This window comes from Enhygromyxa salina, from assembly GCF_002994615.1.
GTDB lineage: Bacteria > Myxococcota_A > Polyangia > Nannocystales > Nannocystaceae > Plesiocystis > Plesiocystis salina_A.
Map to the genome: position 1 here is coordinate 17821 of NZ_PVNK01000269.1, position 24794 is coordinate 42614.

26 protein-coding genes and 1 pseudogene are annotated in these 24794 nt (G+C 69.5%); 16 read left to right on the top strand and 11 right to left on the bottom strand.

Annotated elements, in window-relative coordinates:
- The first annotated feature begins 44 nt into the window (after positions 1-44).
- Positions 45-335 (top strand): PAAR domain-containing protein, encoded by a 291-nt coding sequence (locus ENSA5_RS31095; protein WP_106395349.1) that lies wholly within the window; start codon positions 45-47, stop codon positions 333-335.
- A gap of 5 nt (positions 336-340) precedes the next feature.
- Here ENSA5_RS31095 and ENSA5_RS31100 read toward each other — a convergent pair whose 3' ends face one another.
- Together ENSA5_RS31100 and ENSA5_RS31105 are read right to left on the bottom strand one after the other, a co-directional pair.
- The gene (locus tag ENSA5_RS31100) at positions 341-898 is read right to left on the bottom strand and encodes a methylated-DNA--[protein]-cysteine S-methyltransferase (RefSeq protein WP_106395350.1); all 558 of its coding nucleotides are present in this window, start codon (positions 896-898) and stop codon (positions 341-343) included.
- 19 nt (positions 899-917) lie between these two features.
- Positions 918-1142, bottom strand: coding sequence for an Ada metal-binding domain-containing protein (locus ENSA5_RS31105; protein ID WP_106395351.1), 225 nt, complete (start codon positions 1140-1142; stop codon positions 918-920).
- 95 nt (positions 1143-1237) lie between these two features.
- Here ENSA5_RS31105 and ENSA5_RS31110 point away from each other — a divergent pair, with 95 nt between their 5' ends.
- From ENSA5_RS31110 to ENSA5_RS38570, 4 genes are all read left to right on the top strand, one after another.
- Positions 1238-2866, top strand: coding sequence for a CapA family protein (locus ENSA5_RS31110; protein WP_106395352.1), 1629 nt, complete (start codon positions 1238-1240; stop codon positions 2864-2866).
- Positions 2867-2982: 116 nt separating this feature from the next.
- The gene (locus ENSA5_RS31115) at positions 2983-3420 is read left to right on the top strand and encodes an anti-sigma factor (protein WP_106395353.1); all 438 of its coding nucleotides are present in this window, start codon (positions 2983-2985) and stop codon (positions 3418-3420) included.
- Between the two features lie 85 nt (positions 3421-3505).
- Positions 3506-3931, top strand: coding sequence for a hypothetical protein (locus tag ENSA5_RS31120; RefSeq protein WP_146156302.1), 426 nt, complete (start codon positions 3506-3508; stop codon positions 3929-3931).
- 201 nt (positions 3932-4132) lie between these two features.
- Positions 4133-4474, top strand: a complete 342-nt coding sequence (locus ENSA5_RS38570; protein WP_181198338.1) for a hypothetical protein — start codon at positions 4133-4135, stop codon at positions 4472-4474.
- Here ENSA5_RS38570 and ENSA5_RS31125 read toward each other — a convergent pair.
- Entirely contained in the window at positions 4471-5718 is a 1248-nt protein-coding gene (locus ENSA5_RS31125; protein ID WP_106395355.1) for a radical SAM/SPASM domain-containing protein, read from the bottom strand. The two genes, ENSA5_RS38570 and ENSA5_RS31125, sit on opposite strands and share 4 nt — an antisense overlap.
- Before the next feature lie 130 nt (positions 5719-5848).
- Here ENSA5_RS31125 and ENSA5_RS31130 point away from each other — a divergent pair, with 130 nt between their 5' ends.
- Complete coding sequence (locus ENSA5_RS31130) at positions 5849-6394, top strand: Uma2 family endonuclease (protein WP_258183074.1); 546 nt, start codon at positions 5849-5851, stop codon at positions 6392-6394.
- Positions 6395-6409: 15 nt separating this feature from the next.
- Here the strand turns inward: ENSA5_RS31130 and ENSA5_RS31135 are convergent, their stop codons facing one another.
- Together ENSA5_RS31135 and ENSA5_RS31140 are read right to left on the bottom strand one after the other, a co-directional pair.
- The gene (locus ENSA5_RS31135; RefSeq protein WP_106395357.1) at positions 6410-7420 is read right to left on the bottom strand and encodes a tRNA dihydrouridine synthase; all 1011 of its coding nucleotides are present in this window, start codon (positions 7418-7420) and stop codon (positions 6410-6412) included.
- 58 nt (positions 7421-7478) lie between these two features.
- On the bottom strand, positions 7479-7790 hold the full coding sequence (locus tag ENSA5_RS31140; protein WP_106395358.1) for a hypothetical protein: 312 nt from the start codon (positions 7788-7790) through the stop codon (positions 7479-7481).
- 126 nt (positions 7791-7916) lie between these two features.
- On the opposite strand from ENSA5_RS31140, the gene ENSA5_RS31145 reads away from it, so the two are divergent.
- Positions 7917-8663: a class I SAM-dependent methyltransferase gene (locus ENSA5_RS31145; protein WP_181198339.1), complete on the top strand. Its 747-nt coding sequence runs from the start codon at positions 7917-7919 to the stop codon at positions 8661-8663.
- Between the two features lie 9 nt (positions 8664-8672).
- On the opposite strand, the gene ENSA5_RS31150 is transcribed toward ENSA5_RS31145, so the two are convergent.
- From ENSA5_RS31150 to ENSA5_RS31160, 3 genes are all read right to left on the bottom strand, one after another.
- A complete protein-coding gene (locus ENSA5_RS31150; protein ID WP_146156303.1) occupies positions 8673-9590 on the bottom strand; it encodes a hypothetical protein in 918 nt (305 codons plus the stop codon).
- A 99-nt stretch (positions 9591-9689) separates the two neighbouring features.
- Complete coding sequence (locus tag ENSA5_RS31155) at positions 9690-10505, bottom strand: mechanosensitive ion channel family protein (RefSeq protein WP_106395361.1); 816 nt, start codon at positions 10503-10505, stop codon at positions 9690-9692.
- A gap of 95 nt (positions 10506-10600) precedes the next feature.
- Positions 10601-14467 (bottom strand): DNA topoisomerase 3, encoded by a 3867-nt coding sequence (locus tag ENSA5_RS31160; RefSeq protein ID WP_106395362.1) that lies wholly within the window; start codon positions 14465-14467, stop codon positions 10601-10603.
- Positions 14468-14532: 65 nt separating this feature from the next.
- Here ENSA5_RS31160 and ENSA5_RS31165 point away from each other — a divergent pair, with 65 nt between their 5' ends.
- The 5 genes from ENSA5_RS31165 to grxD all read left to right on the top strand — a co-directional run bounded on the left by ENSA5_RS31165 (position 14533) and on the right by grxD (position 17857).
- Positions 14533-15099 (top strand): hypothetical protein, encoded by a 567-nt coding sequence (locus tag ENSA5_RS31165; RefSeq protein WP_146156304.1) that lies wholly within the window; start codon positions 14533-14535, stop codon positions 15097-15099.
- Between the two features lie 138 nt (positions 15100-15237).
- Positions 15238-16194, top strand: coding sequence for a glutathione S-transferase family protein (locus tag ENSA5_RS31170; RefSeq protein WP_146156305.1), 957 nt, complete (start codon positions 15238-15240; stop codon positions 16192-16194).
- Between the two features lie 133 nt (positions 16195-16327).
- Positions 16328-16705, top strand: a complete 378-nt coding sequence (locus ENSA5_RS31175) for a hypothetical protein (RefSeq protein ID WP_106395365.1) — start codon at positions 16328-16330, stop codon at positions 16703-16705.
- Positions 16706-16747: 42 nt separating this feature from the next.
- The gene (locus ENSA5_RS38575; protein ID WP_181198340.1) at positions 16748-16888 is read left to right on the top strand and encodes a hypothetical protein; all 141 of its coding nucleotides are present in this window, start codon (positions 16748-16750) and stop codon (positions 16886-16888) included.
- A gap of 33 nt (positions 16889-16921) precedes the next feature.
- Positions 16922-17857, top strand: a complete 936-nt coding sequence (gene grxD, locus ENSA5_RS39615) for a Grx4 family monothiol glutaredoxin (RefSeq protein ID WP_106395400.1) — start codon at positions 16922-16924, stop codon at positions 17855-17857.
- Between the two features lie 12 nt (positions 17858-17869).
- Here grxD and ENSA5_RS39485 read toward each other — a convergent pair whose 3' ends face one another.
- The gene (locus ENSA5_RS39485; RefSeq protein WP_308726584.1) at positions 17870-18478 is read right to left on the bottom strand and encodes a GMC oxidoreductase; all 609 of its coding nucleotides are present in this window, start codon (positions 18476-18478) and stop codon (positions 17870-17872) included.
- A 165-nt stretch (positions 18479-18643) separates the two neighbouring features.
- Positions 18644-19471, bottom strand: a pseudogene (locus tag ENSA5_RS39490) (GMC family oxidoreductase); the annotation flags it as partial.
- Between the two features lie 109 nt (positions 19472-19580).
- Between ENSA5_RS39490 and map the strand changes: the two are divergent.
- Both map and ENSA5_RS31200 read left to right on the top strand, forming a co-directional pair.
- A complete protein-coding gene (gene map / locus ENSA5_RS31195; RefSeq protein ID WP_106395368.1) occupies positions 19581-20363 on the top strand; it encodes a type I methionyl aminopeptidase in 783 nt (260 codons plus the stop codon).
- Between the two features lie 73 nt (positions 20364-20436).
- Positions 20437-21897: a PQQ-binding-like beta-propeller repeat protein gene (locus ENSA5_RS31200; protein WP_181198342.1), complete on the top strand. Its 1461-nt coding sequence runs from the start codon at positions 20437-20439 to the stop codon at positions 21895-21897.
- Between the two features lie 158 nt (positions 21898-22055).
- On the opposite strand, the gene ENSA5_RS38580 is transcribed toward ENSA5_RS31200, so the two are convergent.
- Positions 22056-22739 (bottom strand): ribonuclease HI, encoded by a 684-nt coding sequence (locus ENSA5_RS38580; RefSeq protein WP_181198343.1) that lies wholly within the window; start codon positions 22737-22739, stop codon positions 22056-22058.
- 312 nt (positions 22740-23051) lie between these two features.
- Between ENSA5_RS38580 and ENSA5_RS38585 the strand changes: the two genes are divergently transcribed.
- On the top strand, positions 23052-23870 hold the full coding sequence (locus tag ENSA5_RS38585; protein ID WP_181198344.1) for a hypothetical protein: 819 nt from the start codon (positions 23052-23054) through the stop codon (positions 23868-23870).
- A 293-nt stretch (positions 23871-24163) separates the two neighbouring features.
- Positions 24164-24514: a hypothetical protein gene (locus ENSA5_RS31210; RefSeq protein ID WP_106395370.1), complete on the top strand. Its 351-nt coding sequence runs from the start codon at positions 24164-24166 to the stop codon at positions 24512-24514.
- Positions 24515-24794 lie beyond the last annotated feature (280 nt).

Here is a 24794-nt window from a genome sequence, read left to right on the forward strand (position 1 = left end):
ATCGCTTGCAGGTTGGGGGGCGGGTCGTCAGACTCGCTTTGGCCATGGCCGACGCCGCGCGAGTTTCCGATCTCCACACTTGCCCGCTGACCGTGCCCTACACCCACGGCGGCGGCGCCATCGCGCCCCCCGGCGAGACCTCCGTGCTGATCGGCTATCTCCCCGCTGCGACCCACGGGTCGATCTGTGCGTGCGGGCTCGGCCCGCTCAACCGCGTCATCGTGTCGCCGTCGCGCTCGGTCGTGATCGGGTACAAGGGGGCCGCGCGGGTCGGCGACTCGACGAGCCACGGCGGAGCGATCGTCTCCGGCTGCGGGACCGTGGACATCGGGTAGCGTCGTCAGACGAGCGTCAGCACGCCGCGCTCGTGGGCCAGCAGCCACCGCTTGCGCTCGAGCCCGCCCGCGTAGCCCGTGAGCGCGCCGCCGCTGCCGATCACGCGGTGGCAGGGCAACACGAGAGACAGCGGGTTGCGACCGTTCGCGGCCCCGACCGCCCGCGCCGCGCTCGGCCGCCCGATCACCGCCGCGAGCTCCCCGTAGCTGCGCGTCTGGCCGTACTCGATGTCCGCGAGGGCGGTCCAGACCGCGCGCTGAAACTCGGTCCCGCGCGGCGACACCGGGACGTCGAAGCTGCGCCGCGTCCCGGCGAAGTACTCGCGCAGCTGCGCGGCGGCGCGATCGAGCAGCGCGTGCTCGTGCGCCTCTGGGTATGGTTCGGGTCCGTGATCGGGGCCCTCGCCTGGGACCTGGGGCCCGCGCGCAGCGAGGGGGTCGGAGCGCGGCTCCGAGTCGGGGAGGGGGTCACCAAAGTACAGGCCGACCAGCGCCCGCGAGGACGCGACGAGGCGCAGGCGGCCGATCGGCGAGGGCACGTGGCGTTGCTGGAGGTCGGTCATGTTCGATCCTGCTCGTGGGTCACAGGTGGATGGCGGCGTGGGCTCGCCAGGCTCGCCACGCTCGCCAGGGCCCGGCCGCGGCCGCGCGCGCGAAGAAGAGGCAGCGGCCCCGCGCCGGGGTCCGCGCCGGACAGACCGGGCGACGGTCGATACCCGGGCTCTCGACCCCGACGAAGAGCAGCCCATCGAGGCGGGTGTCCCTGGCGATCAGGGCGCGGTGGGACTGGCCGGGGTCGAGGCTCACCCCTCGTGTGTAGCGTGTCCGGCCCCTCGCGTCTGGTCGTTTTCGGGACCGGCAGTGGTGGAGCCTCACCGGGCCCGTGCGCTACCCTTCGCCCGATGCTCCGCCCCTTCTCTCTGGCGCTCGGCTCCCTGCCGCTCGGCTCCCTGCCGTTTTGCGCTGCGCTGTGCCTCACCCTCGTCGGCGGCGCCTGCATCCGCGACAGCAACGGCACCAACAGCGGCAAGAACCCCAGCAACGAGGTCGGGCCCCGGGTCGGCAACAACGATCCCCGCGGCATCGACGATCAGCCCGACTGGGAGCGGCAGGCTCGCGAGCTCAAGCAGCGCGTCGACCCCCGGATGCCGAACGAGCTCCCGACCGACAAGCAGGCCGTGTGCGAGGAGATGATCGACGAGGTCGCCACCTTCTATATCTCGGTCGAGGGCAACCCCGAGCAACGCGCGGCTCGCATGGCCCAGCTCCAGCAGACCCGCGAGCGCGACATCGAGGGCTGCGAGCGCGAGACCAGCATCGCCGCGGCCGTGTGCGTGACGCTGCTGCTGCGCGACCGCGACAGCGAGTTCCCCTGGCTGCTCGATCAGTGCAGCCGCGCCTACCCGAGCGAGACCGGCGAGATCGGCGAGGCCGGCGAGGCCGGCGCGACCGAGGGCGCAGTCGGAGCCCGCGAGGCCAAGGCCGACGCGCTCGAGCTGACCTTCGTCGGCGACGTGATCTTTGGCCGCTACCGCGAGGGCAACGCCTTCGACCCGATCGTCGAGCCCGACAAGGTGACCGAGAAGCACCCCCTCGCCGGGCCCTTCGCCGAGGTCGAGGCCCAGCTGCGCAGCGACGTGCTCGTCGGCAACCTCGAGACCCCGGTCCTCGACACCCTCCCGCAAAAGTCGCCGATCGGCAGCAAGATCCGCTTCGGCGGCGGCCGCGATGACGTCCGCATGCTCGCCGACGCCGGGTTCGCGGTCATGTCCCTGGCCAACAACCACTACTTCGATCTGCGCGTCGACGGTCAGCTCCAAACCCCCAAGGTCCTGAGCGAAGAAGGCATCTTCCCGATCGGCGCGAGCCGGACCGAGGCCCCGCGCTTTCGGGTCGAGAGCCTCGAGGCCAAGGGCTGGCGGCTCGGGTTCATCTCGGCCACCAACCGGATCAACACGCCGGTCAGCACCGAGGAGCCGCGCGAGGACAAGCCGCAGGTGCCCTACCTCGCCCTGCGCGACATGCCTGCCGAGCTGCTCCCGCTCGTGCAGCAGGCCCGCGCCGACCACGATCTGATCATCGTCGTGCTCCACTGGGGCGACGAGTACGCCGAGACCCCGAGCGGCGCCCAGCAGCGGGTCGCGCACGAGCTGATCGACGGCGGCGTCGACATGGTCGTCGGCCATCACCCGCACGTGCTCCAGGGCATCGAGCGCTACGGCGCCGGGCTCATCGCCTACTCCCTGGGGAATTTCTTGTTCGAGCACACAGGGGCGATCCCGAGGCAGACCGGGGTTCTGCGCGCAAAATGGGCGTCCGGCGAGACGCGGGCCTGCGTCGCGGACGTGGTCTTTCATCCGGCGTACATGAAGCGCACTCCCTACCCGCACCCCACGGCGGCGACGGGCTCGATGGGCAAGCAGGTCCGCAAGCGGGTCAGCGCTCAAGCCAAGGGGCTCGGGACGAGCTTCGTGAGCATCGACGACAGCGAAGATCTGCGTCTCGAAGGGCTCGCGCCCTGTGGCGCCTGAGCGCCCAGTCCCGGCGCTGCCGCGCAACACCGCAACCATGCTGCGCTCAGCCCCGGGGTGAGCAGCCCTTTTGTGCGCGCGGCCAGCCGCACAACCACTGCTATGGTCCCGGCCGCATGGGACATCGCGCGCCTGCCTCCGTCGTTTGCGCTCTGCTGACGCTGCTGACGCTGCTCCCGCTCGGCGCCTGCTCGAACAAGAGGACCTACGAGTTCGAGACCAGCCCGCCGGCCAACGCCGGAGAGGTCGAGCTCGCGCTTTGGGTCGACAAGACCGGCAACGGCAGGATCAAGCTCGAGTTCGAGCACCTCGCGCCGCCTTCGCGCATCGACCCGAGCCTCCAGAGCTACGTCGTCTGGGCGACCTCCGACGGCAGGGATCCCTACAAGCTGGGCATCGTCGTCTACGACGCCAAGAAGCGCACGGGCTCGCTCGACGCGACCTTCTCCAACGACTGGCTGAAGGTCATCGTGACCCTCGAGAAGGACGGGCTCGTCGCCACGCCGACCGGCACGCGCGTGCTCGAGCAGGTCATCGTCGCGCCCCAGCGCTGACGCGTGCATTGCGCGGTTTCGCGATTTTCGGCGTTGTGCTTTGCACGGGCTGACAGGCGCGAAAGCGCTGCTATGGTCCCGCCGCATGAAACGCCGCTCGCGCTCTCTACTCATCTTGACCATGTTCGCGCTGCCCCTCCTGGGTGGTTGCAAGAAGCAAAAATACGAGTTCGACACCAAGTCGCCCGCCCACGCCGGACAGGCCGAGCTCGTGCTCGCGGTCGACAAGACCGGCAACGGGACCATCAAGCTCGAGTTTACTCACCTCGCGCCGCCCGAGCGCATTGACTCGTCGTTCCGCAGCTACGTGGTGTGGGCGCAGTCCGACGGCAAGGACCCCCACAAGCTCGGGATTCTCGAGTACAGCGAGAAGAAGCGCACGGGTACGCTCGACGCGACCTTCTCCGACGACCGCATGAAGATCATCGTGACCCTCGAGAAGGACACGTCGGTGAACATGCCGGTCGGGACCCGGGTGCTCGAGCAAGAGGTCACCGCGCCCAAGGGCTGACCGACCGGAGGCTTGGAGCCTCGAACATCCGCAGGGGCTGCTGGCCACGTTTTGTGGTCTGCAGCCCCGACGCGATCTGGCGCCCTGACTCGGGGCTGCGCCTCGCGCACCTCGTCGCCTTGGCCGTCGCCCGATGCAAACAGAATCGACACGGACGGGCCGAAGTGCGTCATACTTCGGGCTCGCCTCCGGAGTTTACCCATGCCTCGTCTGACCCCCTGCCCCTCGTGTCACTCCCACGTGCTCGCCGACGAGCGCGAGTGCCCCCACTGCAGCGCGTCGTTGCGCGCGACCGCCACCGGGATCCCCGTCGTGCTCATGGGCCTGGCCATGGCCGGCTGCCCATGGGTCGGCGAGCCGGACTACGGGGTGCCCGACACCGGGCTGGAAGAGACCAGCACGGGCATGGCCACGGGCACGGGCACGGGCATCGACACCGACACCGACACCGGGATGGACGCCGAGACCTCTGGTGACATGGGCTCCGAGACCGACACCGTCGGCGAGCCGGAGTACGGCGTGCCCGAGACCTCCGGCACTTAGGACAGCACTGGTAGTGAGCGCCGCGGCGCGGGGAGTTCGTCCGACCACGGCTGCTCGCGCAGCTCGAAGCCGCCAAAGTCATAGGGGGCACCGGGCGCCCGCCGGGCATGCACGATCACCTCGCGGACCCCCTGCTTGCGCAGCTTGTCGGCCCGGTAGTAGCAAAAGGGGTTGTTGCCCCGGCGCCCCAGTGTGCTGTGGCTGGTGAACGAGCACCCCGCCCGGCAGACATCGGCGTAGTAGCAGCTCGCGCAGTGGCCCCACAGCTCGTCGGTGGTCCGATCGCGGGTGAAGCGGAGCGCCTCGCCCTCCCAGATCTGCTCGAGGCTCAGCTCGCGGACGTTGCCGCCTTGATAGGGGGCGGTCGGCAGCGAGGGGCAGCCCTTGACGGTGCCGTCGGACTCGATGCCGAGCACGTAGCGACCGGCCTGGCACCCAGGAAAGAAGCGGTCGCGCCGATCGGGACGCGAGCGCAGGAGCTGCTCGTGGCGACCGTAGTAGCCGAGGTTGTTGCCGAGCGTGACCCGAAACGACGCCATCTCCGACACGCCGCGGGCCTCGGCGCGCGCGGCGGCCTCGGCCTGGATCTTGGCGAGGGTGTCGATGATGTCGAGGACCATGTAGGGCTGGATGATCCACTCGGGGTGGTCGGCGGCCCGGCCCATCGGCGCGGTCAGCTGCCCGCGCCAGACCAGGACCCCGGCGGCCTCGAGCTCGGCCGCGATCTCGGGCAGCTCGTGCATGTTGAGCTGGTTGATCTGCGAGTTGCTGGTCACGATCATCCCGGCCGCGCGGGCGTTCTCGATCGCTCGGATCGCCGCGGCGTGGCTGCCGGGGCTGGCCCGGAGGGTGTCGTGGACGGTCTCGGTCCCGTCGATCGACACGCCGATCGCGGCCAGGCCCGCGTCGCGCAGACGCTGGGCTCGGGCGGCCGTGAGCCCGCGGCCGCCGGTCTGCATGGTCACGCGGATGCCCGCCTTGGCGAGGTGCTCGACGAGCTCGTAGACGTCGCTGCGTAGGTAGGCCTCGCCGCCGATCAGCGTGACCTCGCGGCTGCCGAGCTCGACGAGCGCGTCGGCGACCGCGAGCAGCTCGGCGGTGTCGAGCTCGTCGTCACGGACCGGGCCCGCGCGCGAGCCACAGTGGGCGCAGGCGTGGTCGCAGCGCAGCGTGATCTCCCAGACCGTGTAGATCGGGCGCGGGCGATTGACATCTCGATCTCGAAGGACGCGGGGGCTCGGCATCAGCAGGTCGCGACTCTACACCACCCCCGCGGGCTCACGCCCCCGCGCGTGCCTCCAGGTCGGCGCCCGCTCGCCGGCCTCAGCCGGCGCTATACTGGCGTGCACGATGTCGCATGTCGCAGCAACACGCATGTCCCACGCCGACTACCTCGCCGCCGAGGCGGTGAGCGACACGCGCCACGAGTATCTCCGCGGAGAGGTGTTCGCCATGGCTGGCGGCACGCCGGAGCACGGAGCGCTCGCTGCGGCGATCACCGTTGCGCTCGGCAACGCGCTGCGTGGCCGGCCCTGCCGGGTGTTCAATTCCGATGTCCGCGTGCGCATCCGCGAGACGGGTCTGACCACCTACCCCGACGTGAGCGTGGCCTGCGGCCACCTCGAGCGCGACGAGGAGGACACCCACGCGATCGTCAACCCGGTGCTCATCATCGAGGTGCTCTCGGATTCGACCGAGGCTCACGATCGCGGCGAGAAAGCCGCCCACTACCGCCAGCTCGCGTCGCTCAAAGAGTACGTGTTGATGTCGCAGCACGAGCCCCGGATCGAGGTGTTTCGCCGTAACGAAGCCGGTCGCTGGGAGCTCTATGAGGCGGTCGCCGGGCAGCGGGTCGAGCTCGCCTCGGTGGGTGCCTCGCTCGACGTCGATGAGATCTACCGAGACCCCTTGGCCGAGTGATCGCGGGCGCCGGCTTCAGCCCGGGCACGGCGGCGTCGCGGCGACGAGCACCTGCCGAGCCGCGTCGAGGGTTTGCAGCCGCTTGATCACCTCGAACCATCGGCCCAGATCCCCCCGCAACATCCCGCCCATCCGCAGCCACTGCTTGAGCCGCCCGAGCGCTCGGTGCTCGCTCGCGCCGTCCTCGAGCAGCTGGCCAACGTAGGCCAAGAGCAGCGCCCGCATGTCTTCGGTGCTCAGCGCCCGGGTCCGCCAGCCGCGGGCCTGGGCGAACAGCTCTGGCCGGCCCATCGCCCCGCGCCCGATCATGAACGCCGAGCACCCGCTGAGCTCGGCGCAGCGCCGGAGCGCGTCGAGGTCGAAGAGGTCGCCGTTGGCGACGACCGGCATCGCCACGGCCTCGCGCGCGCGGCCGATCGCGCGCCAGTCGACCGGCGGCTTGTACAGCTGCTTGCGCGTGCGCCCGTGGATCGTCAGCCAGCTCGCGCCGCCCTGCTCGGCGGCCCTGGCGATGTCGACCATGGCCGCGGCGTCGTCCCAGCCGACGCGAACCTTGACCGTGACCGGGATCGCCTCGGGGACTACGGCCCGGACCGCGCGCGTGACCGCCTCCACGCGGCGCGGCTGCTTGAGCAAGCTCGCGCCGCCGTCGGAGTTGTTGACGGTCTTGGCCGGACACCCAAAATTGAGATCGATGCCCGGGGCCCCGAGCCTGGCCGCGACGAGGGCTGCGTCGGCCATCCAGCGCGGCTCACCGCCGAGCAGCTGGACGAACACGGGCACACCCGCGCGGGTCTGCCCGCCGTGGTCGAGCTCCGGACAGTGACGGAGGAACACGGCCTCGGGCACCGGCTGATGGATCACCCGGACGAACTCCGACACGCACAGGCTGATGCCCGAGCGCCCGCCAAACAGCGCGCTGAGGACCTCGCGGTAGCTGCCGTCCGTGACCCCGTCCATCGGCGCGAGCGCGACGAACAAGCCCGGCGCGTCGGGCCGCTGTGCGACCCTTTCGGCCTCGCTCACAATTTTAAATGCCCTGATTAAACCCAGATAAACGACGTTTATTCAGGTGATCGTGAAATCAGGACCCACCCGCGACGTCGAGGTTGAGATCGAGCTGCGCGTCGAGGGCTGGCGACCAGGAGATCAGCACGAACTCGTAGGTTCGGGTCTCGCCCCCTTGCCCGCTCTGGCTCGGCTTGCGGACCTTGCGACAGACGAAGCCGTGGGGGGTCAGCCGCCGGGCCTGGATCAGGCGCCAGATCGAGAGCTCGACCGCCTGCTCCGACGCGCCGTCGCCGACGAGGCGGTCGACGATCTTGCCCATGGTCACGCCTGCGTCGCCGTGGGTTTCGACGAGGGCGAGGACCGCGTCCTGGAGCTGATCGGTCATGGGCCGCCGAGCATGGATCGCAGGACCGACGCTGACAAGGGCCAGCGCCGGGTGTCGCCGAGGCTCCCGCGGGCGTCGCTCAGGCCCGGTCTCCTGCTCGGACCGTCGGGGCGCTACCATGCCGCGATGCGTCCCCGACTCGGTCCGACCCTGGGCGTCCTGATCGCGTCGCTGGCTTGCGCGCCGAGCCCCGCGACGAGCGTGGAGCCGACCGCAGCGGGCGCGGGGGTCGAGGCCAGCGCGAGTCCCGAGCGACGCAGCGTCCGGCCCGGGGTCAACGATCGCTACTTCGAAGACGGCGCGGTCGAGCGTTGGACCGACACGCTCGAGCGCGAGCGTCGCGAGGTCATCGCCTTGCGTGACCCGATCGTCGCCGCGCTCGAGCTCGAGCCGGGCATGGTCGTCGCGGACATCGGCGCGGGCACGGGGGCGTTCATGTCGGCGCTCAGCGCCGGCGTGGGCGAGACGGGCACGGTCTACGCGGTCGACATCGTCCCGGCCTTTCTCGACCACCTCCGCGCCCGGGCCGAGACCGAGGGCCTGACCAAGGTCGAGGTCGTCGAGGCCACGCCGACCGCCGTCGGCCTCGCCGACGCCTCCGTCGACCTGATGTTCATGTGCGACGTCTACCACCACATCGAGTACCCCTCGGTCTACGTGCGCAGCCTCTACGAGGCCCTGCGACCCGAGGGGCGCCTGATCATCGTCGAGTTCGACCGGATCCCCGGCGAGACCTCGGCGAAGATGATGAAGCACGTGCGTCAGGATCAGGCCACCCTCGTCGCCGAGGTCACGGCCGAGGGCTTCGTGCTCGAGCGCGAGATCGAGGACGTGCCCTTCGACGAGAACTACATGCTCGTGTTCCGCAAGTGAGCCAAGGTCTCACTGCTTCGCCGCTTCGATGTCCGCGAGGCAGGCGTCGTCGAACTCGATCGGCGGCTCGTTGGCCAGGAGCCGGTCGACCAGCGAGTCGAGGGCGTCGGTGCTCGTGTACGCCCAGTACATGACGCAGTCCGAGTTCTCGTCGTGATCGCCGTGCTCGGGCACGGGATCTTTGTGGTCCATGACCATCGGCAGCCCGTTGTCGACGAGCCCGATGACGTGGCCGAACTCGTGCGACCAGATCAGGTACTCGGTGTCGCGGCACAGCTGGTCTTGCAGCGGCCCGAGGACCGCGTTCGCGCAGCTGGTTTGAATCGTGTCTTTGAACATCATGATGGTCGTGCCCCAGGCGTAGCCGAGGATCGCGCCAGACATCTCGTCGTCCTCCGCGGCGTGACCATCGACGAACATGACGTGGACCTTGATCGCGTCATCAGCGATCTCGAGGGTGCGGTATTCCTGGGCCGCCGCGACCCGATCGCTGCTCGTCCACGCGCCCTCACCCTTGGCGGTGATGACCTCGTCCATGACGAGTTCGATGCCCCCGGGCTTGTCGAGCAGGGTCGAGAACAGCGCGAGGATGTCGTCGGCGACCTCGGGCTGCGGCTCGAAGCCCGGCGTCCAGTCGAGCTCGATGACCAAGCGGGGGTAGGGGTCGCTGCGGATCAGCTTGGCCCACTGCGGGAGCTCTTCACCGGTGTCGCTCCCCCCGTCGTTGGTGCCCTCGCCCGCGCCCTCGGAGCCGCCCTCGGTGCCCGCGTCGGGGTCGCCGTCGGCGGAGGAGGTGCCGGCCTCCGCGTCGGCGCCGGAGCTCCCGCTCGACTCGTCGGTCGCGCTGCTCGCTCCGTCTGCCTCGCCCTCGTTCGCGCAGGCGATCGTGGTGAACGCTGCGAGGGCCATGGCAAGTGAGCGATGCATGGCGACAAAGCTAGCAGGCTGCTGAGAAACCCACCACGACCCAGAGGCATCGAACGCAGCCGAGCGGTGTCGCTTCTTGCCCCAGCTCTGGCTGTCTCGCTACGCGGCCGCCTCGGCCTGGTGGACGACGATCTGGCTGAAGGGGATGTCGATGCCCGCGGCGTTGAGGCGATCGTAGACCGCCTTGCGTGCGGTGTGCTGCATCGCGCCGAAATGCTCGTTTTCGGCCCACACGCGCACGGCGAAGTCGAGCGAGCTGGCGCCGAGCTCGACGAACACGGCCGCGGGCGCGGGGTCGTCGAGCACCGTCTCGATCGGGGTGACGGCCTCGAGCAGCATCGCGGAGACCTCGTCGATGTCGCTGCCGTAGGCGACGCCAACGTTGATCACGGCCCGGCGCTTGCCGAGGATCGTGTAGTTCGTGATCGGGCCTCCGGTGATCGAGCCGTTGGGGATCGTCACGCGGTGGTTGTCGAAGGTCGTGACCGAGGTCGCGAACAGGCCGATCTCGTTGACGATGCCGGACTTGCCGCCCGCGTCGACGAAGTCACCGATCGTGAACGGCCGGAACAAGAGCAGCATCACGCCGCTGGCGAAGTGCGCGAGGCTGCCCTGGAGCGCGAGGCCAATCGCGAGACCGGCGGCGCCGAGCAGCGCGACCAGGCTCGTGGTCTCGATCCCGACCTGTGCGAGGGCGACGATCAGCGCCGCCGCCAACACCATGTACTGGGTCAGCGCGGCCAAGAAGCGCGCGAGGGCCTCATCGAGCTTGCGCTTGCGCAGAGCGCGAGTGACGAGGCCATGGGCCGACTTCGAGAGGATCCACCCGACGAGGAAGATGAGCAGGGCGGTGGCCACGGCCACGATCATGCCCATGTAGGGCTGGAGGGCTTCGGGGACCGGGAGGTCTTTCATGCGCGCGAGGATTGCAGTGAAATTCGCCGGCGCAAGTGCGAGCGGGTCAGTGTGGCTGTCTGGGGCAGCGATTGCGCGGAGCCCGGTGGCTCCGCTCAGCGCCGCTCGCTCCGCCGACCGTGGCGGCGAAGCACGCCGACGAGGGCTGTGCCGTAGCGCTCGACCGTCTTCGCGCCGATCCCCGGGATCTCGCGCAGCGCGTCGAGATCGTGGGCCTCGCCGGCCGCGAGCGCGGTCAGCTGCTTGTTGGTCAGGATCCGAAACGCGGGGATGCCCTTGGCGCGGGCCTGGTCGAGCCGCCACTGTCGGAGCGCGTCGACGAGCGGGTCGGTGCCCGCCGCTGCCCCCCCGAGCTCGGGTGTCTTGGCCTTGCGCGTGCTGGTCTTGCGCGCGCGCTTGGATCGGGCGCCCGTCTTGCGCGCACCCGCCTTGCGTCGGGAGGTCCGCCGCTTGGGGCCGCTGGGCTTGGCCTTGGTCGGGGGCGTGCTGCGCACCCCGGTGACCAGCACGGCCTCGGGATCGCAGCGGTCGCAGGATCCACACGGGCCGCCGTGATCCTCACGATCGCCGAAGTGCTCGACGAGCTCGAGCATCCGGCAGCGACGCGCGGCGAGGAAGTGGGTGACGCGGTCGAGCTGCTCGCGACGATGGTGACGCTGAGCGAGGTAGGGCGCGCGCCAGTCGCCCGGGCCCACGCGGATCTTGTCTTCGGGGTCGATCAGCGCCCCGCCGTGAAGCCAGAGCTTCATGAGGATCCGATCGAGGGCGTCCTTGCGGATCCGGGCCCGACGCCGAAGCGCCACGCGCGAGGTCGGCCGGGCGCTGAGCAGGCGCGCGACCGCGGCGACCTTGGCCGGCTCGGGGTAGTCCCGGTCGAGGAAGAACTCGTGGGTCCGCGCGTCGGCGTAGCCATGCAGGAGCACCGCCCGGCTCGGGAGACCGTCGCGCCCGGCCCGACCGATCTCTTGATAGTAGGCCTCGAGGCTGCCGGGCGAGCCCGCGTGGATGACCGTGCGAATGTCGGGCTTGTCGATGCCCATGCCGAAGGCCACGGTCGCGACGATCACCGCGACGTCCCCGGTCAAGAACCCGTCTTGGGCCCGGGCGCGGAGCTTCGCGTCCATCCCTGCGTGATAGGCCGCGACCGCGTAGGCCCCCTTGCGTCGACTCCGGAGCGCGGTTGCGAGCTGCTCGCAGGCCTTGCGCGTCGGCGCGTAGACGATCGCCGGGCGGCGGCCGGGGTCGGCGAGCAGCGCCTTGCAGATCTCGGCGCGCTGGTTCTTGGCGGCCTCGACGACCTCGATCGCGAGGTTGGTCCGGCGAAAACCCTTGATGAAGGCCGCCGCGTCGCCGAGCCCGAGCTGGGTGAGGATGTCGCGCTGGACGAGCGGGGTCGCGGTCGCGGTCAACGCGACGATCGGGACGCCCGCGCGCGTCAGCGGTCGGAGGCGGGCCTCGAGCTTGCGGTAGTCCGGGCGAAAGTCGTGGCCCCAGTTGGATATGCAGTGGGCCTCGTCGACGGCGATCAGCGCGGGTCGGCGCTTGGCGAGCATCTCGGGGAAGCCGGGCACGCCGAGCCGCTCCGGGGCCATGAAGAAGAACTCGAGCTCGCCGTCGAGGTAGCGGCGGCAGACCTGGCGCGAGGCCACGCGCCCGAGGCCCGAGTGGATGCGCTCGGCCACGAACCCGAGCCCGCGCAGCTTCTCGACCTGGTCTTCGATCAGGGCGATCAGCGGGCTGATCACCAGGGTCGTGCCGCCGCGGGCGACCCCGGGCAGCTGGTAGCACAGCGACTTGCCGGCCCCGGTCGGCATCACGACCAGGGCGCTGTCGCCTCGGGTCACGGTCGCGCAGATCTCTTGCTGGTGGTCGCGAAAGGCGCCGAAGCCAAAGCGCGACTCGAGCAGGGCAGGGAGCTCGGCGACCGAGACCGGGGCGGCCCGGCGAGCTGGCGGCGCTGGAGGTGCTTCGCGGGGCGAACTCGGAGGCTGACGTGAGGTCGAGGGGGAGGTCGAGGGGGAGGTCGAGGGGGAGGTCGAGGGCGAGGTCGAGGTCGAAAGGGAAGGCGAGGGCGCAGACGCGCGGGCGGGCGCCGCGACGAGGCCGTGGTCCGTGGTGAGGGTCACGGCTTTGACGACCTGCGCCACGTAGGCCTCGATCCTGGTCATGAACGCCGCGAGCGAGGCCGGGTCGCCGCCCATGCGATGCAGGGCCAGCTCCCACTCGCCGGTCATCGCCGGGCTCTTGACCTGCTCGTGGACGACGTCGATCAGGCGCTCCCCCTTGTCGCTCGCGCGCAGGGCCTTCTTGCCCTCGCGGGTGACATAGCCGCGCTGCAGCAGGGTCTCGATCGTCGCCGCCCGGGTCGCCGGAGTGCCGAGCCCGGACCCGCGCATGGCCTCGCTGAGCTGCTTGTCCGAGAGCGCGCGCCCGGCGGTCTCCATCGCGGTCAGGAGCGTGGCTTCGGTGTGGGGACGCGGCGGCTCGGTCTGCTTGTCGACCGCCTTGGCCGACCTGACCTTCGCTGGCTGCCCGCGCTCGAGCCCGCCCGGCAAGGTCTTCGCCTCCTGCTTGGACTTGGACTTGCGCTTCCCGAGCTTGACGTCGAGGACCTTCCAGCCCTCCTGCTCGACGGAGGTCCCGCGGCTGAGGTAGCGATCGACGATCCGGGGCTCGGGCCCGTTGACGACCTCGGTCTCGACGGTCGTGACCGCCTCGATGTAGTTGGGCTGGTACGCGGCCAGCAAGCGCCGACAGACGAGGTCGTAGATCTTGAACAGATCGCTGCCTGGGGCCAGGCTGGGCCGCTCGGCGGTCGGCAGGATCGCGTGGTGATCGCTGACCTTCGCGTCGTCGACGTAGCGGCGCCCGAGCGGGCGCTGGCCGCTGCCCTCGGCGACCAACCCCGGGTAGCCCTCGGCGATCGCGTTGACGACTCCGGGCAGGGTCGAGGCGGTCTCGCGGTCGAGGTGGCGGCTGTCGGTCCGGGGATAGGACAGGGCCTTGTGGCGCTCGTAGAGCTGCTGCGCGAGGTCGAGGGTGCGCTTGGCGGAGAACCCGTAGAGGCGGTTGGCGTGGCGCTGGAGCTCGGTGAGGTCGTAGAGAAAGGGCGGCGGCAGGCTCCGCTTCGTGCGCTGGACCTCGGTGATCGCGGCGGCGCCGGTCTTGGCCCGGGCGACGATGGCCGCGGCCTCGTCACCCTCGGCTGGGAGCCGCGCGAGCGCGGCCTTGGGCGGCCTCCACGGCTGGCTCGGCTCCGAGGGCCGATGGTAGGTGCCCTCGAAATTCCCGGGCGCGGTAGCGAAGCGGGCCACGACCTCGCGGTACTTGGTCGGCACGAACTCGCGGATCTCTCGTTCGCGCGCGACGAGCATGGCCAGGGTCGGCGTCTGGACCCGCCCGACGCTGAGCTGATCATCGTGGGCGAGGCTGTAGGCGCGCGAGAGGTTCATGCCGACCAGCCAGTCCGCGCGGCTCCGGGCTCGCGCGGCGTTGGCCAGCGCGTCGAGCTCGGCGCCGCCTCGGAGGCGGCGAAAACCCTCGCGGATCGCGTCGCGGGTCAGCGCGGAGATCCACAGTCGTCGCCACGGCGTCGTGCAGCCGGCCTTCTCGTAGATGTAGCGGAAGATCAGCTCGCCCTCGCGCCCGGCGTCGGTCGCCGCCACGATCTCGCCGACGTCGCGAGCGTTCATGAGGCGCGCGACGAGGGCGTACTGATCGGCGGCGTGGTCGAGCACGCGCAGCGGCCAGCTGCGCGGGAGCATCGGCAGCAAGTCGAGGCGCCAGCGCTTCCACGCCGCGTCGATCTCGGCCGGCTCGGCGAGGCCCACGAGGTGGCCGACCGCCCAGGTCACGCGGTAGCCCGCGCCCTCGAGGTAGCCCCGACGACGCTGGGTCGCTCCGAGGGCCGCGGCGATGTCACGGGCGACGGAGGGCTTCTCGGCGAGGACGAGGGTCGGCACGAAGTCCGCGCATGGTAGCTCCCGCCAACGCGGCGCGCTCGTGGTCACGGTGTATGCTGGGCTTTGTGCCGTGTCGCGCAATCCTTGGGCTCGCGGCCCTGATCACGCTCGCGGCCAGCTGCGAGACGAAGCCCGGTCCAGGCAGCGACGAGGGCGCTGGCACGGCCGAGACCGCGGAGTGCGAGCCGGCTTCGATCATCGATCACCAGCAGTGGCAGACCGTCGAGGCCGCCGCAGATCCGCGCGCCGACCACCGCCCCGATCCGGTCGAGTGCGGGATCGCCGGTTGGTACATCGAGAATGACCTGCTCGAGATCGACACCAACTACTGCAACTACCTCGCGCTGCGCCAGCCGAGCCTGGTTGCGATCGAGGCCGGCCAGACCGTGGGTCTGGGCATGTATCACTTCGATCTCGTCGCCCCGGAGCCGGCCCTCGCCCACGTGGCGGTCTACGTCGAGGGCCAGCTGCTGTGGGAAGACAGCGTGGAGATCCCCGGCGCCGCCAAGGTCTACCTCGAGGAGATCGAGTCCCCGTTCCGGATCGGCGTCGGCGATGAGGTTGTGTTCCACCTCCACAACCACGGCCAGAACACCTGGGTGCTGCAAGAGCTGACCCTGGTCTGTCCCTGACTGCCACGCAGGTCCGCGCCCCCCTCATACGCGCCAGGGACGCGAGGCCCGGCGCCTCAAACGGTCAAAAGCGCTGCGACGCGGTCGCTGGAGCTGCTTTCGTCAGCCCGCTCGGTGTTTGGCGCTACAGTCAGCGGGTTGAGCCCTGCCAAGGCCACTGTCAAAGGGGGCGAGGTCCTCCAGCTCCCGGGCGCCGCCGAGCGCAGCTCGCCCGAGCAGGGCGCCGCCGAGCGCCCGACGCTCTATCACTTCCCGACCTCGCTGCCCTCGCAGCAGGTCCGGCTGGTCCTGGCCGAGAAGGGGGTCGAGTGGCACGGCACGACCGTCAACATCGGCCCGGCCCACGAGAACCTCGAGCCCTGGTACGCCCGGCTCAACTCGCGGATGGTCGTCCCGACCCTCGAGGTCGAGGGCAGGATCCTGACCGATGTCGTCGAGATCGTCACCCACGTCGACGAGCACTTCGACGGTCCCTCGCTGATCCCCGAAGACCCCGACGAGCGCGCCGAGGTCTTGCACTGGGTCGAGGTCCAGGCTCACTTCCCCATGCGCGAGCTCGGCTACGCCCGGACCAAGGGCATGGTTCGGTGGTTTCAGCGCTGGAGCCTTCGTCAGCAGCGCGGGCGGCTGCGTCGGCTGATCCGCAAGAACCCCGGGCTGCGCAAGGTCTACGAGGCCAGGCGTCGCGAGCTCGACGCGCTCGATCGCGGCATCCGTCATCGCGTGGCCATGCAAGAGCTCGTCGACGAGGTCGACGTGCTGCTCGACGAGATCGAGGCCACGCTCGAGGAGCGCGAGTGGCTGGCCGGTCCGCGCTACACCCTGGCCGACGCGATGTGGACCGCGGTGCTCTCGAAGCTCGAGCAGATCGGCTTCGCGCGCTCGCTGTCGAGCCACCGCCGCCCGCAGATCGCACAGTGGTACGCGCGTCTGCGCGAGCGCCCGAGCTGGCACGCGATGATCCGTCGCCTGAGCGCGTGGCAGGCCCTGCGCTTCTACGGCCCCGCGGTGGCCAAGACCTTCCTGGTCTTTTGGGTGCTCAAGTGGATGATCGTGATCGGTCTGGGTTGGCTGGTCGCCCACCTGCGCGGCTAGGTTTGTGCATGTTGCGCATGTTACGCACGTTGCGCGAGCGCGCGACGAAGCGGCTACAGCCCCGTGGTCAAAATTGGGTATATCCTCGCGCGATCGCTGCGCCGCAGCGCCTACCCCCCGATTCTGTGATCACATGAAACTCAGCAAGATCTTCACGACCAGCCTCGTCGCTCTTTGCCTCTCGCTCCCGATCGCCGCCTGCGACGGTGACGACGAGGGCGACGCGGACACCACCGCCGACACCAACAACGACTCGACCAGCGGCGAGGACACCAACGGCGAGGACACCTCCGACGAAGAGACCGGTCCGAGCGAGGACATCGACTGCTCGGTCTACTGCGTTGGCTACCTGATGGTCTGCGTCGAGAGCGGGATGTCGATGGAGTTCCCGAACAACGACGAGTGCTCGGCGGCCTGCGAGATGTGGGACCAAGACGGCACGAACTGCCGCTACCAGCAGGTCATCGACGGCAACTGCGATCAAGCCGGCAACATGGGCGACGCCTGCTAGATCAGCCCGCCCCGCGACACGGAGCACTGCGCCAGCCGGCGCGTGCTCTGTGTCGACGGGCATGAGCTCGGCGTCGGCCGCGGCGCCCAGCTGCTGTGGAACTACATCGAGCTCGAGCTCGAGCTCGGCGGGGACTGCGGGTCCCGCTGGACGCTGGATATCGATCTCGGCATCGCGTTTTGAGCGGACCTTGCTAAGGTGCCGCGCGTGAGCGAGCTGCCCGAGCCTACCCGCGCCAAGATCCGAGACCTCGTCGCCAGCGACCGCGTGGTCCTGTTCATGAAGGGGACGCGGCGCTCGCCCCAGTGCGGGTTCTCGGCCTCGGTCATCGAGCTGCTCGACGGCTGGATCGACGACTACGAGACCGTCGACGTGCTCGCCGATCCGGAGATCCGCGAGGGCGTCAAGGTGTTCTCGGACTGGCCTACGATCCCGCAGCTCTACGTTGACGGCGAGTTCGTTGGCGGGGCGGACATCCTCCGCGAGCTCGAGGGCAGCGGCGAGCTCGGCGAGACCCTCGGCGCCGCGGAGCCCGAGCCGCCGCAGGTGACGATCACCGAGGCCGCCGCAGCCCAGTTCAAGGCCGCCCTCGCCGGGTCCGACATCGACGAGCGCGACATCTTGCGGCTCACGATCGACGCGCGCTTCCACAACGATCTGAGCGTTGGCCCGAGCCAGCCCGGCGACATCGAGGTCGAGAGCGCGGGCGTGCGCCTGGCCTTCGACCGTCGCAGCGCGCGCCGGGCTCGGGGCCTGCGCATCGACTTCATCGACGCCGCCGACGGCGCTGGCTTCAAGATCGACAACCCCAACGCGCCGCCCGAGGTCAAAGAGCTGTCGGTGACCGAGCTCGCGAGCCGCCTCGAGCAGGCCAAGACCGACGGCGCCCCGCTCCACCTCTACGACGTCCGGACCGAGCACGAGCGGGCGACCGCGATGATCGAGGGCTCGACCCTGCTCGACGCCGACGTGGCCGAGGCGATCACCGAGCTGCCTCGGGACACGCCGCTTTATTTCCACTGCCACCACGGCCACCGCAGCCTCCGGGCCGGGCAGCACTTCATCGCGCAGGGCTTCGTCGAGGTCTACAACGTGACCGGTGGCATCGACGCCTGGTCGCAGCAGGTCGACGACAAGGTCCCCCGGTACTAGCAGCCCGGGCTGCTAGCCCTGGGGCCTCGCGCGCAGGAGCATGTCGGCGGCGCGGTAGCCGATCAGCATGCTCGGCGCGTTGAGAGCCGAGACCGGCACGACCGGGATCACCGAGGCGTCGGCGACCCGCAGGCCCTCGACTCCCCGGACCCGCAGCTGCTCGTCGACCACCCCGCGGCCGTCGGCGCCCAGCTCACAGGTGCCCGCGAAGTGGTAGGTCGTCATCGCGTTGGCGCGGACGAAGCCCTCGAGCAGCTTGGTCGAGGTCATCCAGCGGCCCGGGAACAGCTCCTGCGCGCCCCACTCGCGCAGCGCGGGCGCGCCCGTGATGCGCCGCGCGAGGCGGATCCCTTCGACGAGGGTCTCGAGGTCTTCGGAGTCGCTAAAGTAGCCCGGATCGATCCGCGCCGGGTCCTCGGCCCGCGGTCCGCCGAGCCTCACGCGGCCGCGGCTCTTGGGCTTGCCGAGGATCACGACCATCCCGTAGAGCCGGGCGACGAAGCTGCGCACGAGCTCGCGCTCGAACGCGAGCGAGACGGCGCCACGGATCCCCTCGGGCAGCGGCGAGCGCTCGCGCAGCGAGGGCGGCAAGACCAGGGTCGGGAGCAGGCGCATCATCATCTCGCGCAGGCTCGAGCGGGCCGGATAGAACACGTAGCAGGTGTCGGGCTGACCCGGGCGCAGCTCGCTGGCCTCGTTGGCCCGAGCGAAGCCGTAGAGCTGCGGGTACTTGGCGTCGACCTCACGCCGACCGCGGTAAAACAGCGAGATGTTGGGGTGGTCCTGGAAGTTCTCGCCGACGGCGGGCTGATCGAGGGCGACCTCGATCCCGTGGCGGCGGAGGTCGGACCTCGGCCCGACGCCCGAGAGCATCAACAGCTTGGCGCTCTCGACCGCGCCCGCGCACAGCACGACCTCGCGCCCGACCTTCACGCGCACGGTCGCGCCGCCCTGCTCGTACTCGACGGCCTCGACCTTGCGGTCCGCGTTGATCACGACCCGCCGGACCCGCGCCCCGGTCTCGATCTCGAGCTCGCCGCGCTCGCGGGCGGGGGCCAAGAACGCCGCGTAGGAGCTGCGTCGCTCGGCCCCGCGGTAATTCATGCGCTCGTAGCCGAGGCACTCGTCGAGGTCGCCGTCGTCGAGGTCTGGCTTGCGGCGAAGGCCCGCGTCCACGGCGGCCTCGATGCAGGCCTCGGTGAAGGCCGTTGGCTCGCGCGGGCGCGGATCGATGACCCGCTCCATCCGCTCTTAGTCACCGACGACCTCCGACCAGCGCCAGCTCGGCACGCCCCAGTCGTCGAAGTCCGACACCGAGCTGCGCAGGTAGACCATCGCGTTGATCGCCCCGCTGCCGCCGAGGCCCCGGCCGGAGCCGACGAACATCGACTTGCCGAGGCACCCGGGCTGGGGCGTCGTGTACTTCGACCACATCACGCGGTCGTTGATGAACGCGTCCTTGTAGCCGTCGACGATCAGGGTCTCGGGGTTGTCCTCGCCGCGCTCGCCGAGCTCGAGCAGCAGCACGCTCGCGTCGCTCTCGCTCGCCAGCCGCGCCGCGACGACGCACCCGGCCGAGCCCCCTCCGATGACGACGTAGTCGAAGCTTCGCACTCGGCGATGATTCGCAGCCGCCCCGGCCCGGTCAAGCAACGAGGGTCACATCGTCCGGCCGGGCTTGACCGCGCGCGGCGGGCCTGAGCATCCTCGCCCGAGCCGAGCCATGTCCGTCGAGGTCAAGACCACCAAGGAGATCGAGGGCATGCGCGCCGCGTGTGCGTTCGCGGCCTCGGTCCTCGACTTCATCCGCCCCCACGTCCAGGCGGGCGTGACGACCGGCGAGCTCGACCGCCTGTGTCACGAGTACATCGTCGATCACGGCGCCTACCCGGGCCCGCTCAACTACAAGGGCTTCCCCAAGTCGATCTGCACCTCGGTCAACGAGGTCATCTGCCACGGCGTCCCCGGACCGCAGATCTTGGCCGATGGCGACATCCTCAACATCGACGTCGCGACGATCGTCGACGGGTGGTTTGGCGACACGTCCGAGATGTACACCGTCGGCGAGATCAGCGACGCCGCGCGCAGGCTGATCGACGTGACCCGCCGCGCGATGTGGCGCGGGATCGAGGAGGTCGCGCCGGGCAAGACGATCGGCGACATCGGGGCGGCGATCTACGACTACGCCCACCGCGAGCACAACTACGGGATCGTCGAGCAATTTTGCGGCCACGGGATCGGCCGCGAGATGCACATGGCTCCGCAGGTCCCCCACGTCGGCAGGCGCGGGGCGGGCGTGCGCCTGCGCGCGGGGATGACCTTCACGATCGAGCCGATGCTCAACGAGGGCAAGGCGGGCTGCGAGGTCCTGCGTGACAAGTGGACCGCGGTCACCCCCGACCGCAAGCTCAGCGCTCAGACCGAGCACACGATCCTGGTCACCGAGGGCGGCTACGAAGTGCTGACTTTGCGCGAGAGCGCGTGGCGTCCCTCCGCGGGCCGTTGAACACGGCCCACATCGTGTTCAGCGGCCTCCTAGAACATGGCATGATGCTGAGGTGCAGCACCCTCGGCACGTCGTGTTCGCTCTGAGCCTCACCCTCGCTTGCCAAGACGACACGACCGCCGCGCCGAGCGACACGAGCGAGAGCTCGACCAGCGAAGACGGCCCGAGCGAGTCGACCACCGACGAGTCGGGCAGCGACGAGGAGTCGAGCGCCGAAGAGACCGAGACTGGCGAGCCGGGCCCCTACTGCGGCGACGGCAACCTCGACATCCTCGAGGAGTGCGACGACGGCAACAACGACGACGACGACGGCTGCTCGAACACCTGCGAGTCCGACTGCGGGATCGAGTTTTGGCTCGACATCACGCTGCCCGAGGGCTGGTTTGACGTCCAGCTGATGCGGGCGAGCCCCGAGGGCCGGATCGAGCTCGCGGGTGACGTCGCGGCCGCCGGGCAGATCGGGCGGCTGCGTTACGCCAGCTACGTTGACAGCGAGTTCGAGACCGCAATCCAGACCGCGCCGCTCGGAAACTCGGGGACCCTGGAGCTGCCCCAGACCCACCAGATCAGCGCGGTCGAGATCACCGAGCAGGGGGATCTGCTCGCGCTCGGCGTGACCACGGAGGTGATGGTCGTCGACGAGGCGCCGGTCGAGTCCTACTGGCTGGCGCGCTTCGCTGGCGACGATCTGTCCGCGGTCTGGCGGGTGGAGATCCCCGCCGACGGCCCCGACGACCGCCCCCTCGATCTCGCCGTGCTCGAAGGCGGCGACCCCGTGATCACCATGACCGTCGCGGTCGCCGACAACGACCGCGACATCCAGGTCCAGCGCCGGGCCTTCGCCGACGGCGCCGAGGTCTGGACCGCCAGCCACTCGGGCGAATTCAACGGCGGCTGGTCCTTCGACGAGGCCGGGCGCGTGGCCGTTGGGGCCGGAGACCGTCTGTGGGTCGCGGGCATCGTCCGCGTCGACTGGCAGACCTACAACGCGACGCTGTTCGAGCTCGACCCCGCCGACGGGGCGGCGCTGTGGACGGGGGTCCCGCTCCCGGATCCCGGCAGCTCCTACGAGCAGCGGATCTGGGACCTCGCCGCCGGCCCGGACGGCACGGTCGCGCTCGGCATCAACATGATGGGCCCGGCGACCCAGTACCACTTCGGAGCCGCGTTCTTGTACGTGGACCAGGAGCTCGCGTGGTCTCTGACTCCCGAACAGCTCCCGTGGGACGACGGCGGTGAGCCCTACGTCTCCCCGCGGGTGGCGATCGGCGCGGACGGAGATGTGTTGGTCACGGGCAGCTATACCCACGACTTCGACATCGCCACGGCCGCGCGCCCGTGGGTCGTCGCCCTCGCCCCCGACGGCACCCAGCTGTGCGCCGCGCGAGTCGGCGAGGGGACCGACGCCGCGGTTGTTCCGCGTAATGGTTACTTTCACGGCGGGCGCGGGGCCCTCAACCTCGACACCTACGGGCCCGGCGGCATGGGGCCCGGCAGCGACGGTAACTGGCTGGTCGGCCTCCGCGGGCCCTGACGGGCTGTTGGGCCTAAATCAAGCGCTGAATTGAAAGAGCAGAATGACTTAGGGCGAGTATTCGCCGATAGGCGCGCGTGAACGCATCGCGCCGCGCCCGGTTCAACCCCGCGACTGGACTCCAGGTCTGGGCCGTCCCGCGCGCGGCCGCGCCAGCCTCAGCGTCGGCGTTCGCGGTGGGTCGAGTCTTCGATCCGCACCGCCTTGGTCGCGAGCGCGTCAGCCTCTTCGTTGCCCTCTTGCCCGGCGTGACCGCGGACCTTGAGCAGCTCGAGGTTCGGCAGCTCGGGCAGCTTCGCCTTGATCTTGTCGATCAGCGCGACGTTCTTCTTGGCCTTCCACCCGCCGATCAACACGCCGAGCGACCACCCGCTGTCGGTATAGAGATGGATCCTGCGTTCGCGCTCGTCCTCGCCGATGTCCTCGAGCGCGCGGAGGATCGCCTTGAGCTCGGCGACGTTGTTGGTCGCCTCGCCGATGTACTCGCTGATCTCGCGGATCTTGTCGGGTCGCACGATGTGGACGCCGATCCCGGCCGGTCCGGGGTTGCCCGAGCACGCGCCGTCGGTGTGGATCACGATCGTGTTCTCGTCGGCGGGGACCTTGGGCTGCTCGCGGAGCTTGGTCGAGGGGGTCGTGGTCCGTCCGCCGAAGGCCTCGTCGGACAGGATCTCGGGCTCGCCCTCGAGCTCCTCGAAGTTCTCGCGCTGGGTCCGGTAGGACTTGGTCGCGCCTTGCTTGTAGCGGAACTCGACGAGCTCGCGCCGAACGATCGGCTTGCCGGTGTCGAGGACGCGCACCCAGACTTTGTCGCCGCGGTAGTCGAAGGCCTTCCAGGGCATGAGCGGGCGATGGTAGCCGGGTGGGCCCGAAGCTGCACTCCGGGTCGGCCGTGCGCCGCCCTCGCAGCCTGGGAGCGCCCGATATGCCCCGAAATCGAGGGTGTTGGAGATATTCATCCGTCCAGATGTGAGCGCCCGATCGCCCGTGGCGCATTTTTCCTGCGCTGGATCGTGCACACCCGCTTGACCGCGAGAGATGCGCCCGTTTATAAGCCGACGACCATGAAGCGCATCTGGACGACGTCGCTCGCCGTATCTCTGTTGGTTCTCCCCGCCTGCAAGGGGGGGGCAAGCGCCGACGCTGTCAAACTCGTGCCCGATGAGGCTGAGTTCGTCGTGGGGCTCAACCCCAAGTCGATCACCGAGTCCGAGGCGTACAAGAAGTTCGCCACGGACCTCGAGAAGGAAGATGACTTCAAGGAGGCGATGAGCGCGTTCGAGGAGTGCGACCTCAAGCCGACCGAGTTCGACGCGATCGTCATCGGCGCCAACCAGGCCGAGGAGTTCGTCGCGGTCATCGTCGGTGAGGGCATCGGCGAAGACGACAACGCTTCGTGCGTCATCAAGAAGATCCAGAAGATGAGCGGCGAGGAAGAGGCCGCCGAGGTGACCAAGGAGGACGGCAAGAAGGTCATCCAGTTCACCGACGGCCGCGCCTACCTGGTCAACAAGAACATGCTCGCGCTGTCCACGACCGCGTGGGAAGACAAGGTCGGCGAGCTGATCGACGGCAAGGGCACGCCCGCCGTCGAGAACAGCAAGAAGGATCTCTTCGGCAAGGTCGACTCCAAGGCCGCCGTGTGGTTCATCGCCGAGGTCCCGGCCGAGCTCGCTGGCATGGCCGCGATGGCTGCCCCCGAGGCGACCGAGGTCAAGACCGTGGCCGGCAGCGTCGACCTGAGCAAGGGCGCCGCCGTCAACTTCGTCGCCGGCTTCGGCGCCGAGGACAAGGCCAAGGCGACCGCCGACAAGGTCCAGGAGATGTTCGACGGCATCAAGGGCGAGGTGCCCGAGCAGTTCGCCGCCGTGGTCGAGAGCGTGAAGATCGAGGCCTCTGGCAGCGACGTGAAGTTCGCGGTCTCGGCCAGCATGGACGACCTGACCGCCGCCAAGGACATGGCCGACATGTAGGAGCGATCTTCGCCCCTGTCGCCCCGTCTCGGGCGACGAAGAGCCCAACCCTTCGCGGTTGGGCTCTTTCGTTTGGGGCTGTGCTGGCGGAGCTCGATGACGGGTCGGCGCGTGCGCCTCGCTCCACGTCGGGGCCGGCGGATCGAGCATGAGCGAGCCTCAGACCCCCGACGGGCAGCTCTGAGCAGGATCTCACACGCTCGCCCTGGACGTGCCCCCCTTCCTGGGTTTGAATGCCGCCCCGCTCCTCCCGCCAGCTGCTGTTGGCGGTGCCCAACGGGAGAGAGAGATCCATGTCCAAGCAATCACCACTTCAGATCGTCAACGAGAAATTCGGCTCCAAGAAGGAGCTCGCCAAGCAGCTGTCGGAGGTCCTCGAGCCCGACACCGACGAGACCAAGGACGAGCTCGCCGAGCGCCTCGGCCTGGCCTCGAACTCGAAGCTCCTGCACCTGCACGCCCTGTCCGAGAAGGTCGCCGCCCACGGTGGCCGTGACGGGCTCGTCCAGAAGGTCGCGTCGGGTGAGAACAAGTCCAACGACAAGGACTACATCCGGGCGCTGGGCGGCAAGACCCTCGGCTGGCTGGTCGACCGGGTCGAGTCGCTCGAGCGCCGAGCGAAGAAAAAGGCCAAGTCCGCGTAGTTCACGCTGCTTCGCTTCGAAGGCCGACTCCTCTCTCGAGGGTCGGCCTTCTCAAATTCCAGCTGTACTGGAATGGGAGGGTGTCCCAAAATTCTACATTGGTTGGAATCATTTGGGCATTTCCGCTCAGCTATGCGCGAAAACGATGTACGCGTGGTCCTGAAAAGGTATTGCTGACCATAGATTTTTCGGCTCTAGATGGGTCTGGAGGGCGACAAACGACGTGTTTTGATGTTCGGCGGGGCCAGGGATAGAGAATCGCAGCCCCACTTACCTCACC